General features: G+C 65.0%; 10 protein-coding genes. 5 read left to right on the forward strand and 5 right to left on the reverse strand.

Annotation, left to right across the window (positions count from 1 at the left end; genetic code table 11):
• Positions 1-2 precede the first annotated feature (2 nt).
• The 5 genes from M1248_RS19235 to M1248_RS19255 form a co-directional block, all read right to left on the reverse strand.
• Positions 3-1,163 (reverse strand): CaiB/BaiF CoA transferase family protein, encoded by a 1,161-nt coding sequence (locus M1248_RS19235; protein ID WP_163730706.1) that lies wholly within the window; start codon positions 1,161-1,163, stop codon positions 3-5.
• Positions 1,156-2,070 (reverse strand): SDR family NAD(P)-dependent oxidoreductase, encoded by a 915-nt coding sequence (locus M1248_RS19240; RefSeq protein ID WP_317149401.1) that lies wholly within the window; start codon positions 2,068-2,070, stop codon positions 1,156-1,158. Before M1248_RS19240 ends, M1248_RS19235 begins: the two co-directional genes overlap by 8 nt.
• Positions 2,063-3,922 (reverse strand): NAD(P)/FAD-dependent oxidoreductase, encoded by a 1,860-nt coding sequence (locus M1248_RS19245; RefSeq protein ID WP_317149402.1) that lies wholly within the window; start codon positions 3,920-3,922, stop codon positions 2,063-2,065. The genes M1248_RS19240 and M1248_RS19245 overlap by 8 nt, the downstream gene beginning before the upstream one ends.
• Positions 3,923-3,989: 67 nt before the next feature.
• A complete protein-coding gene (locus M1248_RS19250) occupies positions 3,990-5,414 on the reverse strand; it encodes an aromatic ring-hydroxylating oxygenase subunit alpha (protein WP_163730709.1) in 1,425 nt (474 codons plus the stop codon).
• A gap of 12 nt (positions 5,415-5,426) precedes the next feature.
• Positions 5,427-6,272: an SDR family NAD(P)-dependent oxidoreductase gene (locus M1248_RS19255; protein WP_317149403.1), complete on the reverse strand. Its 846-nt coding sequence runs from the start codon at positions 6,270-6,272 to the stop codon at positions 5,427-5,429.
• Between the two features lie 138 nt (positions 6,273-6,410).
• Between M1248_RS19255 and M1248_RS19260 the strand changes: the two genes are divergently transcribed.
• Genes M1248_RS19260 through M1248_RS19280 form a run of 5 tightly spaced genes read left to right on the forward strand, consistent with a single transcriptional unit; the run spans position 6,411 to position 12,534 of the window.
• Positions 6,411-8,015 (forward strand): SMP-30/gluconolactonase/LRE family protein, encoded by a 1,605-nt coding sequence (locus tag M1248_RS19260; RefSeq protein WP_317149404.1) that lies wholly within the window; start codon positions 6,411-6,413, stop codon positions 8,013-8,015.
• Positions 8,012-8,758: a GntR family transcriptional regulator gene (locus M1248_RS19265; RefSeq protein WP_317149405.1), complete on the forward strand. Its 747-nt coding sequence runs from the start codon at positions 8,012-8,014 to the stop codon at positions 8,756-8,758. The genes M1248_RS19260 and M1248_RS19265 overlap by 4 nt, the downstream gene beginning before the upstream one ends.
• Positions 8,755-10,302: an AMP-binding protein gene (locus tag M1248_RS19270; RefSeq protein WP_317149406.1), complete on the forward strand. Its 1,548-nt coding sequence runs from the start codon at positions 8,755-8,757 to the stop codon at positions 10,300-10,302. Before M1248_RS19265 ends, M1248_RS19270 begins: the two co-directional genes overlap by 4 nt.
• Before the next feature lies 1 nt (position 10,303).
• Complete coding sequence (locus M1248_RS19275; protein WP_163730714.1) at positions 10,304-11,074, forward strand: SDR family NAD(P)-dependent oxidoreductase; 771 nt, start codon at positions 10,304-10,306, stop codon at positions 11,072-11,074.
• The gene (locus tag M1248_RS19280) at positions 11,071-12,534 is read left to right on the forward strand and encodes a long-chain fatty acid--CoA ligase (RefSeq protein ID WP_317149407.1); all 1,464 of its coding nucleotides are present in this window, start codon (positions 11,071-11,073) and stop codon (positions 12,532-12,534) included. The genes M1248_RS19275 and M1248_RS19280 overlap by 4 nt, the downstream gene beginning before the upstream one ends.
• Positions 12,535-12,545 lie beyond the last annotated feature (11 nt).

Consider the following 12,545-nt stretch of genomic DNA (forward strand, 5'->3'; position numbering starts at 1 on the left):
CCCTACCCCGATCTCTTCAGGTCCGATGCCAGCCCAAGCTCGCCGAGCACCTCGTCGGTGTCTTCGCCAAGCCGAGGAGCCGGACCGGCGACCCGACCGGGAGTCCGCGAGAACCATGTCGGAACACCGGGAAACCGCACTGGGCCTTGGGGAGTTTCGACGGTTTCGAACAGACCGGCCGCATTGAGTTGCGGGGAGTCGAACAGAGAGTCGAGGGTGTTGATCGGCGTGGCGGGAATCTCGAGTTCAGCGAAGAGCTTGAGCCACTCGGCTGTGGTGCGCTGCAACATGGTCTGCGCCAGCAAACCGTAGACCCTGTCAATCTGCTTGGCGCGCAGGGCCAGCGTCGCAAACTCATCGCAGTTCCACGCCGGTTGCACCGACGCGATGAAGGCATTCCAGTGCTTGTCGTTGTAGATCAACGCGGCGACATGACCGTCACTCGTGCGGTACGGACGCCGGTTTGGTGCAACCGTGCGCGGGTAGATTGCCGGACCTAGTGGAGGGTCGAATATTGCACCGTTGGCATGTTCGACCAACATGAAGGAGGCCATGGTCTCGAACATGCTGACTTCGACTTCCTGCCCCTCCCCGGTGCGCTCCCGATGGAACAGCGCCATCATGGTGGCGTACAGCGCCGTCAGCCCGGTCACCTTGTCCGCCATGATCGTTGCCACGTACGTGGCGTCTCCTGTTAGTTCCTTCTGGACGGCAGGTAGTCCGCACTCGGCCTGGATGGTGTCGTCGTAGGCCGGGCGGTCGGCATCCGGACCACGCCTGCTGTAGCCGTAGCAGTTGGTGTAGATGATCTTCGGATTGATAGCCGCAACAGCGGTGTAGTCGAATCCGAGCTTGGCGATCGCTTTCGCTCGCATGGAATGTATGAAGACGTCGGCTGATTCGACAAGAGCGCGAAGCGCCACGACGCCCTCGTCGGACGTCAGATCGAGGACCACGCTGCGCTTACCGCGATTGACGTTCATGAAGACGCCGTTCATACCGGGCGCGGGCCCCTCGGCGACGTAGCGCACGATGTCGCCCTCGGGTGGTTCGACCTTCACGACGTCGGCGCCCATGTCCGCCATGATCTGGGTGCAGTACGGCCCCATCACCACAGCGGTGAGGTCGACGACGCGGACGCCCGCCAGCGGACCGCTAGGCATTCTGCGCTGCCATCGCGAAGCTGTACCGGATGTGGTCGCCGTGGCCGTCGGGCACCACGGGGAAAACCAGCGGTTCGGTGTCGTCGCGGATCGCCGTCATGTTCTCACCGACGTCGGCGATCGTCCACGACGGCCGGTACACACCCGGAGTCTCCGCTACCTTTGCCGTCGCCACCCGGCCCGCGAGCGCGACGAGTATCTCCCCTGTGATCGAACATGTCTCGTGTGCCAGCCATCCGACGGCGGGCGCCACCAGCTCTGGTCCCATCGGAGGATACGCCGAGGTGTCGATGCCCTCGGCCATGCGTGTGACGGCGGCGGGCACGATCACATTGCTCCTGATGCCGTAGTCGACACCTTCCATCGCGGCGACGTTGGACAGCCCGATCACGCCCGCCTTGGCGACCGCATAGTTCGCGACGCCGTGGTTGCCGTACAGCCCGCCGATCGACGATGTCAGCACAATGCGGCCATAGTCCGCATCACACATCACCGGAAAAGCCGGGCGCACAACGTGGAACGCTCCGCGCAGATGTACGTCGACGACGGCCTCGAAGTCCTCGTAGGACATCTCGCGCAGCGGGGACCGTCGCACATTTCCGGCGTTGTGGATGAGGATGTCGATGCGACCGAACCGGTCCAGCGCCGTCCCGATGATCGCCTGACCGCCCTCAGGAGTCGCGACCGAATCGGTGTTGGCGACCGCTTCTCCACCCGCGGCGATGATTTCGCGCACCACGTCATCGGCAGGCTCGGCATCTGAACCGTCACCGATGAGACTTCCGCCGGCGTCGTTCACCACGACCTTCGCGCCGTGCGCCGCCAGCAACAGGGCGTACGAGCGGCCCAGTCCCCTGCCGCCGCCGGTGATGACCGCGACCCGGCCGTCGAACCTCAGGTCAGGCACGGAGTTCAAGCCCGTCGAGGTCGCCCGTGGCCCGCCACTGCGCGATCAACTCGTCGAAGGCGTAGAAGCCGGGCGAATAGAAGTCACCGAGGAATGCGCCGTTCTTCACGGCACCGCCCTGGCCTTCGTTGTTGTAGTAGCCGGGCGTGCACGACAGTTCGAATGCCGAGTTGTCGATGGCGAGTTCACGGACGGTCTGCACCCAGGCGTCCTGGCCCTCCTGACTGGGCTCGATCGTCGTGGCGCCGCGGTTCTGCGCCTCGGCGATGAGGTAAGCGATGTGGTTGGCCTGCTGCTCGAACATCGCCGTGGTGTTGGCCGAAACGCCGCCCTGGATGAATCCCATGAAGAACTGGTTGGGGAAACCCCGACTTGTCATCCCGTGCAGGGTCTTGTAGTCGTCTTGCCAATAGTCGAACAGCGAGAGCCCGTCGCGGCCGACGATTCGATCGATCGCATAGCGTCGGCTGATCTCGGTCGAGATCTCGAAACCACTGGCGAACACGACGCAGTCGACCTCATATTCGACGCCATCGGCGACGATTCCCTTTTTGGTCAGCCGTTCCACACCCTTGGACGCCGACACGTCGACCAGCGTCACGTTGGGTCGGTTGAAGGTGGCGAGATACTGCTCGCTGGACGTCGGCCGCTTGCACATGAAGCGGTAGTACGGCTTGAGCGTCTCGGCGGTGTCCGGATCGTCGACGATCTCGTCGACGAGGCGACGTAACCGCTCCATGATCTTGTAGTCTTCCTCTTCCCGGAAGGCCATGATCTGCTCGATGGTCACCGAAGCCGGATCCTCGCTACCCGCGATGCGGGCGGTCAGGTTGCGGCCGAGTTCAGTCCAGAAGTCGCACACCAGATCCGGCTCACCGAACACGACGCCCACAAACGGCGACCAGTTGTGGAAGTTGCGTTTGCGCTCCTCCTGCCAACCCGGTTGCAGCGACGCAGCCCAGTCGGGGTCGGTGGCGGGGTTGGTGCGCGTATCCACCGACGACGGCGTCCGCTGGAATACGAACAGGTGCTTGGCGTCGCGACCGAGGTGCGGTACCAATTGGATGCCCGTGGCACCGGTGCCGACGAGTGCGACGCGCTTGTCCGCCAGCTTGGTCAGGCCGCCGTCGGCGTCTCCGCCGGTGTAGTCGTAGTCCCAACGCGCGGAGTGGAACACGTGCCCACCGGCAGCCTGGTACTCCTTGATGCCGGGGATTCCGGGAAGTTTCGGGCGGTTGTACGAGCCCTGAGCCATCACGACGAAGCGAGCGCGGATGTCGTCTCCGCGGTCGGTGCTGATACGCCAGCGCGCGGTGGCGTCGTCCCAGATCAAATCGCGGACCTGAGTGGAGAACAGCGCGCCGTCGTACAGGCCGAAGTGCTTGCCGATGTTGCGGCAGTGCTGAAAGATCTCGGCGCCGTCGGCGAACTTCTTCGACGGCATGAAGTCCAACTCTTCGAGCAGCGGGATGTAGCAGTAAGCGTCGTTGTCACATTGGATTCCAGGGAACCGGTTCCAGTACCACACCCCGCCGAAGTCGCCCGCCATCTCGATGACGCGGATGCCGTCGACGCCGGCCTTCTTGAGATAGGCGCCGGCCAGCAGGCCGGAGAAGCCGCCGCCGAGAATGACGACGTCGACGTCTTCGGCGACCGGGTCGCGCTCGACCACCGTCGTATAGGGGTCGACCTCGGAGAACTCCGCGAACTCCCCTTCGAGTTCCAAATACTGCGACCCACCCTCGGGTCGTAGACGTTTGGCCCGTTCAGCGGCGTACTTCTCCCGGATCGCGGGGATGTCGATGTCGGACGGGGTGTCGGTCGGCCCGCACGTGTTCTCGGTGGTCGTCATGTATCTCCTAACTCGTGATTTCGGTGTAGCTGGTCGCGCTCAACGCGACCAACTACACCGAAATCGCTCAAAGCTCCTGTGGTTCGCCGGTGCCCATGTATTTGGACAGCTGGTAATGAAGGTTGACGGTGCTGCGCTCGCGGTACGGGTTGGGCCTCGTACCGGGGAAGCCGGCCGACTTCATGCCCTGCTGTACTGCCGCCATATTCGAGAAATCCTGCGGCAGCACAGACAGCCAGTTCGGCGAGTCCTTTGGTGTGTACTGCCATTCCGTTTGCGGCTCTTCATCTTTGGGATAGAGCTCGAACACCGCGACCTCGAAGATGCACTTGTTGGGGTTGTAGCTCGGATCAGGACGGGCCGAGTAGCAGAGCGCGCTCGTCAAGCCCTGGCCGACCTGGAAGTTCGGGAAGATCTGCCAGGCGGTCCCGCTCTGACCGAGAATGTCGGCCGGGATCGTCGGCCAGATCACCCCACGCGCTTCGTCGTCACGGCGGGCTGACGCGAGCCAATGCTGCAGCACCTGGTCGGCGGGAGTGCCCTCGGGCAGTTCGTCGACCAGCCGCTTAGCTGCGTTCACCAGCGTGTTGGTGGTGGTCGCGTTGGTCTCCTCCATGGTGTAGACCTGCATCTCAGCGGTCGATATACGCGGATCGCCGGTTCCCAAACGGATTTTGGACTTGGTTTCGTCCATCCCTTTGGGAGCGTCATACCCGATGTTGCTGTGCTTGCCCTGCGCCTTGGCCCAGCCCTTGAATTCGCCGAACCTGTTGAACTCCGGGTGAGTGGTGAACACGTGGTAGGTCTCGTTGAAGGCCTCCATCGCGACCTTCCAGTTGCAGTCGAAGTAGAGCCACTTGCGCCACTTGTAGCGCATGTTCTCCAGACCGAACGGGTCGAGGATCTTCGCCGCGGGAAACAGGTAGTCGACCAGCGGTTCGCAATCCGGGTCCATGTTGATGAACAGCCAGCCGCCCCAGGTGTCGACCTGGACGGGTACGAGGTGGGTGTTGTCCGGCGTCAGCGCACCCTTCCAGTCGTCCTGTTCGCGGATGTGGGTGCAGGCTCCGTCCAAACCGTATGTCCAGCCGTGAAATCCGCAGACGAAGGACTTGCGGGCCCGCCCGACGGCGTTCTTGGCGCCTTCGGGATTGTCGACCAGTTTGCGGCCGCGATGCATGCACACGTTGTGATGCGCCTTGAAGGAGTCGGGCCCGGATCCGGTGCCCGTTCGTACGATGATGATCGAGTCGTCGAGGATGTCGTAGGTCAGGTAACTGCCGACCTCAGGTATCTCCTCCACCCGGCCGACCTGTTGCCATACCTTGCGCCACAACCGATCCCGCTCGGCACGGGCATAATCCTCGGAGATGTAGGCGTCGACGCCGATGGTCATCGGCGACGACAGGTCTTCGGCGATCTGCCCCGTCGAGTCGTCCGGGTCTCCATCGATTTCGATCGCGGCGTCCAGATCGGATTCGGTGTGGGTCACTTCGTCTACCTTTCAGGGCCGACTGATGGCTTCGCGGAAGGATTCGTCGGCGAGGAAAAGCGACGTGTTGTCGGCGCCGAGGTGCGTCCATTTGAGGTTGAGGCCGCCGTCGACCAGCAGCGTCTGGCCGGTGATGTAGCTCGACATGCCCGACAGCAGAAAGAGGATCGCACCCGCCTGCTCCTCGGGAGTGCCGCGACGGCCCATCGCGATGGCGGTGCGGTCACGATCCGGGTCGTCGTCGACGTAGGTGCGCGACGCGGCTGTCGCCGTCACCCCGGGGGCGACAGCGTTGACGCGGATGTTGTCCAGTGCCAGTTCGGCGGCCATGGTGCGGGTCATCGCCACGATCGCCGCCTTCGCGGTGCCGTAGGCGATGTGGAAGGGCGCGGTGTTCATTCCGCTGATCGAGGACACCGAGACGATCGATCCCGGCGTCTGCTGTGCCCGGATCTCGGCGGCGACCGCTTGGCTCATGAAGAACGCGGTCTCCAGATTCGCGGCGAACAGCGCCCGCCAGTCCTCGCGCGTGACCCGGGTGGCAGGCATCCACGTCGACGGCGCCGCACCGCCCGCGATGTTCACCAACCCGTACAGCACACCGTCGATGCGCCGCACGTGATGCATCACCGTGGCGATTCCCTCGTCGGTGGACGCGTCCGCGGAGACCGGCACCACCGACAAACCCTGCTCGGCCAGGGGCGCGACGTGTTCGTCGAGATTCTCTTTCGACCGGCTCACTGCGATCACGGTGGCGCCCGCCTCCGCGGCCATGCGCGTGACCGTGGTACCGATGCCGCCACCGCCCGCACCGGACACCACGACCATGCGCCCAGCCAGCCCCAGCAGGTCAGTCATGACATTTGTCCGGACAACATATGTTGCTCTGCATATTGCAGAACACTATTCCGCAGCGGTAATGACCCCGTCAAGGGCGAGGTACCTGGCAATTCGGGCTATTGTCTGGACTAGCAGGGCTTGGTAGCGTCCGGGTTCATGACTGTTCCCGCGACGGCCTCGCGCCCGCCCTCCCGGTACATCGCGACCGACCCGAGGACGGCCAACGGCTGGCGGCTCGAGAGGCTCACGCCACCGAGCCGGCTGTTCGGGGCGAACGGCCTGCGCACCGGTCCCGACGGACGGGTCTATGTCGCGCAGGTGACCGGCAGCCAGATCAGCGCCCTTGACCTCGCGGGCGACGTCGAGGCCATCAGCCCCAAGGGAGGCGACATCATCGCGCCCGATGATGTCGCCTTCGATTCGAGCGGCAACCTGTACGCGACCGAGGTGATGGACGGCCGGGTGAGCGTGCGTGACGCCGCCGGTGCAGCGCGGGTGCTGCGCGACGATCTTCCGTGCGCCAACGGCATCACCGTGTATCAGGACCGGTTGTTCATCAATGAATGTCGAGACGGCGGCAGGCTGATGGAGCTGGACAGGGCCACCGGCGCATCGCGAATTCTGTTGGAGGACCTGTCCTCGCCGAACGCGATGGAAGTCGGCCCCGACGGCATGCTGTATTACCCGCTGATGACGGCCAACGAGATCTGGCGCATTCATCCCGATGGCGGCGAGCCGCAACGGGTCACCGGTGATCTCGGCGTGCCCGACGCGGTCAAGTTCGACCCGCAGGGCTATCTGGTATCCACGCAGGTGGCCAGCGGGCAGGTGCTGCGCATCGACCCGCGCAGCGGCGACAAGATGCTGCTGGCGCAACTAAACCCCGGCCTGGACAACCTGACCTTCGTAGGCGACCGGCTGTTCGTGTCCAACTTCACCGGTGAGATCACCGAGATCCTGGCCGGCGGTGAAACACGCACCGCGCTGCCCGGCGGGCTGAATTGGCCGCTGGACCTGGTCGTCGGCGACGACGGCCAGCTCTACGTCGCCGACGGCACGTACTTCTACGCCGTCGGCACCGACGGCGTGCTGGAAACCGTCGGGATGTTGTTCACTCCGGGGTATCCGGGCTTTCTGCGCGGGTTGGCTCCAGCGGGTCCCGGCGTCTTCGTGGTGGCGACATCGGGTGGGCAGATCGCACGCTACCGGCCCGGCGACGGCGAAACCGACTACCTCGCAGACGGATTCGATCAACTGTACGGTGTCGCCATCGGACCGGGCGACAGCATCGTGTTCGCCGAACTCGGTACCGGCAGCGTGCACGCATTGCGGTCGGGCCACGTCGAGTTGCTCGCCGCCGGCCTGCAGGACCCCGTCGGTGTGACCTTCGGGCCCGACGGTGTGCCGATGGTCGCCGAGTCGGGCGCCGGCCGAGTCGTACGGGTTGCGGGTTCGACCGAGACCGTGGTCGACGGATTGCAACGACCGCAGGGAATCCACGTCAGAGACGGTCAGTTGTACATCGTCGACGCGGGAGCCAAGGAGGTCGTCGCGGTCGATCTCGCGAGCGGTGAACGGAATACCATCGCCTCCGGCCTGCCCGTCGGGCCGCCGCCGGGGGTTGATCCTAAGCCGCTCAAGGGAATGCCGCCGTTCTCCGGGCCACAAGGACCGTTCGCCGGCATCACCTCGGGACCTGACGGCTCCCTGTATTTCTCGGCGGACGGCGACGGCAGCGTTCTGGCGTTGCGGCGCACATGACAGTCACGCCGGCCGATCACCGGTACCTCCAGGTGGCGCGCACTCTCCGGAAGGAGATCGTGGACGGGGTGTATCCCGTCGGTTCTCAACTGCCTACCGAACAACAGCTGTGCGAACGTTTCGAGGTCAGCCGCTACACCGTGCGCGAGGCGCTGCGACGGCTGCGCGACGACAATCTCGTCGCATCCCGCCCTCGCGCCGGCACACTGGTGGTGCCGCGGCCGGAGACGAACAGCTATGCCCAAGACGTGATGTCGATCAACGACCTGCTCGCGTTCGCCTCTGGTGCACAGCTCACGATCGAAAGCAATGCGATGGTGGTCATCGACGAGCACCTGGGCGAGCGGACCGGCCTCAGCGTGGGAACGGAATGGCTGGCCGTCCGCGGCCACCGAGCGGACGGCACCTCAGCTCCGGTATGCGCGACGGAGTACTACATCAACCGGGCGTTCGCGGCGGTCGGCCGCCTGCTGCAACGGCATTCGGGGCCCATCTTCCCGCTGATCGAGGACCTGTTCGGGGTCAGCATCGTCGAGGTGCGACAGGAGATCGCCGCGGTGCCCGTCACGTCCGAGCTGGCCGCGGTGCTCCAGGTCGAGGTGGGCAGCGCGGCGCTGGAGATGCAGCGCACCTACAAGACGTCCGACGGTGAGGTCGCGCAGGTCACCGTCAACACCCATCCCTCGTCACGCTACCGGCATTCCATGACGATGCGCCGGGTCAAGGAGCAGGCCGGCCAGTGAGGGTCGACGAGCAGCGCGCGGCCGACGCGTACCGACGTGGGCTGTGGGTGAGCGAGACGCTCGCCGACTCGCTGCGCGACGCGGCCAGGGCCACACCCGAGCGCACGGTGTTGGTGGACGGTGCAATCCGGCTCGACTGCAGAGATTTACACGACAAGGCCACCGCACTGGCTCAAACCCTGATGGCGTTGATGCCCGCGGGCAGCGTGGTGTCGTTCATGCTGCCGAACTGGCATGAGGCCGCCGTCATATATCTGGGCGCAACCCTCGCCGGCATGGTGGTGAATCCCATTCTGCCCTCGCTTCGCGATCGCGAACTCGCGTTCATCCTGTGCGACGCCGACAGCCGCGTAATCTTCATACCGTCGAACTTCGGTGGCCATGACTACGCCGCAATGCTGGAACGGGTGACCGCATCGATGGCCGCACCACCGGCCGTCGTGGTCGTCCGCGGTGACAGCCATACGCCGTACGCCTCGATGTTCGCGACCGAGACGACCGCGGTGTTGCCGGTTCTGAATCCCGACACCGTGCGCATGATCCTCTACACCTCCGGCACGACCGGACGGCCCAAGGGCGTTCTGCACACGCATAATTCGATCCACGCGCTGATCCGCCAGATCGGCGAGCACTGGTGGGTCGCCGACGACGACCGGTTCCTCGTCCCATCGCCGATCGCACACATCGGCGGGTCGATCTACGCGTTCGAGTGCCCGCTGCTGCTCGGCACCACGGCGGTGCTGATGGAACGCTGGGATCCGGATGCCGCGGTGGCGCTGATGCTGGCGGAACACTGCACTCACATGGCGGGTGCCACACCGTTTCTCGACGGTCTGTTGGCGGCCGCTGAGCGGGCGGACAGCCGGCTGCCAGACCTGAAGGTGTTCATCTGCGGCGGCGCTTCGGTTCCGCCGTCGCTGATCCGCGGGGCGACAGACTATTTCGAGAAGGCCGCGGTGTCCCGGGTGTACGGATCGACCGAGGTGCCGGTGACAACCGTGGGATCTCTCGATGACGTCGACCATGCGGCCGATACCGACGGTCGCGCTGGTATCGCAGATGTCAAACTGATCGGCGGTGAGATCTGTGCGCGCGGCCCGCAGATGCTCGTCGGTTATCTGCACTCCGACGACGAGACGGAATCCTTCGACAGCGAGGGCTATTTCCGCACCGGCGATCTGGCCCGCTGGGTCGATGAGGACTACCTGGTGGTCACTGGCCGGGCCAAGGACATCATCATCCGCAACGGCGAGAACATTTCGCCCAAGGAAGTAGAGGACCTGCTCATCGCGCACCCGGCGATCGCCGAGATCGCGATCGTCGGCGTGCCCGACGACCGGACGGGAGAACGCGCGTGCGCGGTGGTCGTCGCCACCGGAGAACGCGTACCCGACATCGACGACCTGCGGGAACTGTTGATCGGTGCAGGTCTGGCCAAGTTCAAAATCCCTGAGCAGATCGTTATTTGGGATGCGCTGCCGAAGAACGACGCGGGCAAGGTGCTCAAGCATCAGATCCGGGCGACACTTGAGAAGGTGGAGTGATATGCAGGTTGCGATCGTGACGGGCGCGAGTAGCGGCATCGGGTTCGGATGCGCGACCAAACTCGCCTCCCAGGGAATGGCCGTGCTGGGCACCGGCCGCGACGACGCCAGGCTCGCGGAACTCAAGAGCCACGACCCGGGGCACATCGAGACCCTCGCCGTTGATCTCACCGCGGACGATGCGCCGCGCCGGATCGTGGACACCGCCATCGAACGGTGGGGCCGCATCGACTTCCTGATCAACAACGCCGGAGTGGGCAGCCCCAAGCCATTACACGAGACAGACGACGAATCACTGGACTATTTCCTGGGTTTGATGCTGCGCGCGCCGTTCCGGTTGGCCCGTGAAGCGGTCGTGCACATGCAGCCCGGTTCGGCGATCATCAACATCACGTCGACATTCGCCATCGTGGGCGGTCTGCGGGGCGGCGCCTACTCGGCGGCCAAGGGTGGCCTGACATCCCTGACGAGGCACATCGCCTGCCAGTACGGGCCACAGGGCATTCGCTGCAATGCCGTTGCCCCGGGTGTCACCCTCACTCCGATGGTGGCGAGCCGTTTAGAAGACCCGCGATTCCGCAAGATCAACACCGAGATGACGCCGTACCCACGCCTGGGCGAGGTCGAGGACATCGCGAGCACCGTCGCGTTCCTGTGTAGCGACGGAGCAGCCTTCATCAACGGGCAGGAGATCGCCGTCGACGGCGGCTGGACGTCGACCAAGTACCTCTCGGACTTCGCGCTGAACGCCGATTGGGTCGAGCGGCAGTGAACCTGTTCGGCCTTCTGGACCAGGCCGCAGAGCGGTTCGGCGATCGTGGCGCGGTGTTCCGTGGTGAGAGCCAGTTGCACACGTGGTCCGAGTTGCGTGAACGGGCGATGCGAATCGCGTCCACCCTTGGGGCGCCCGGCACCCGTATCGCCATCGCCAGCGAGAACCGCCCTGAGATCGTCGAGCTGATGTTCGCGACATGGGCGGCCGAGTGTGCGGTCGTGCCGATCAACTACAAGCTTCATCCGCGCGAAATGGTCCAGATCATCGACGACGCAGGGGTCTCGCAGGTGTTCGCGTCGCCCAAGATCGGCGCGGAGCTGTCGTCGGCCACCGACGTGCCCGTCGAAACCGTTGACTCAGAGGCCTATTCGGCGCGCACAACGAGCACCCCGGTGGAACGGCCGCGCAGCACCGACCCGGCGACCCTGGCCTGGCTCTTCTACACCAGCGGGACCACCGGCCGCTCGAAGGGGGCCATGCTCTCGCACCGCAACCTGATGGCGATGACGGTGTCGCACCTGGCGGATTTCGACTCGCCGGACCACACCTGCAGCCTGGTGCACGGCGCACCGATGTCGCACGGCTCCGGCCTGTACATCCCGCCCTACGTGTTACGTGCTGCGCGGCAGGTGATTCCGGCCTCCGCGGCGTTTGAGCCGGGCGAGTTTCTCGACCTTTGTGAGCGTCATCCCGGCTGCAGCGCGTTCCTCGCGCCCACGATGGTTCAGCGCCTCGTCCAGACCGGACGCGCACGCCCACAGAACCTGCGCACGATCGTGTACGGCGGCGGCCCGATGTACGTCGACAGCCTGAAGAAGGCGATGGCGGCGTTCGGCCCGATATTCGTCCAGCTCTACGGTCAAGGCGAGGCACCGATGACCATCACCGGGCTGCGCAGGGCCGACCACATCGACGCCGATGACGCGGTTCTGGGTTCCGTCGGGTACGCCCGGTCAGGTGTGGACGTCGCGGTGCTGCGCGACGACGGCACACCGGCGTCGGCGGGTGAGATCGGTGAGATCGTCTGTCGCGGAGACGTTGTCATGGCCGGCTACTGGAACAATCCCGAGGCCACCGCGAAGACCCTGCAGGAAGGGTGGTTGCGCACCGGCGACTTGGGGTCGTTCGACGAGCGCGGCTTCCTCACGTTGCGGGACCGCTCCAAGGATGTGGTGATCAGCGGAGGAAGCAACATCTATCCGCGCGAGGTCGAGGAGATCCTGCTCGAGCATCCGGGCGTCGACGAGGCGGGTGTCGTGGGGGCGCCTGACGAGGAGTGGGGCGAGGTCGTCGTTGCGTTCATCGTCGGCTCGGCGTCGCCCGCGGACCTGGACGCTCATCTGCTCGAGCGCATCGCGCGGTTCAAAAGGCCCAAGCGGTACGAGTACATCGACGAGCTGCCGAAGAACAGCTACGGCAAGGTGCTCAAGCGGGCCTTGCGCGAGCGCTTGGCTTAGCGAGATCCAGA

Origin of the sequence: Mycobacterium sp. 29Ha, assembly GCF_032883055.1 — a bacterium.
Lineage (GTDB): Bacteria > Actinomycetota > Actinomycetes > Mycobacteriales > Mycobacteriaceae > Mycobacterium > Mycobacterium gallinarum.

What these genes read in the sequence shown, in the direction of transcription:
- M1248_RS19235 (WP_163730706.1), bottom strand. Translation starts at nt 1,163, where the DNA reads ATGCCTAGCGGTCCGCTGGCGGGCGTCCGCGTCGTCGACCTCACCGCT.
- M1248_RS19245 (WP_317149402.1), bottom strand. Translation starts at nt 3,922, where the DNA reads ATGACGACCACCGAGAACACGTGCGGGCCGACCGACACCCCGTCCGAC.
- M1248_RS19255 (WP_317149403.1), bottom strand. Translation starts at nt 6,272, where the DNA reads ATGACTGACCTGCTGGGGCTGGCTGGGCGCATGGTCGTGGTGTCCGGT.
- M1248_RS19260 (WP_317149404.1), top strand. Translation starts at nt 6,411, where the DNA reads ATGACTGTTCCCGCGACGGCCTCGCGCCCGCCCTCCCGGTACATCGCG.
- M1248_RS19265 (WP_317149405.1), top strand. Translation starts at nt 8,012, where the DNA reads ATGACAGTCACGCCGGCCGATCACCGGTACCTCCAGGTGGCGCGCACT.
- M1248_RS19275 (WP_163730714.1), top strand. Translation starts at nt 10,304, where the DNA reads ATGCAGGTTGCGATCGTGACGGGCGCGAGTAGCGGCATCGGGTTCGGA.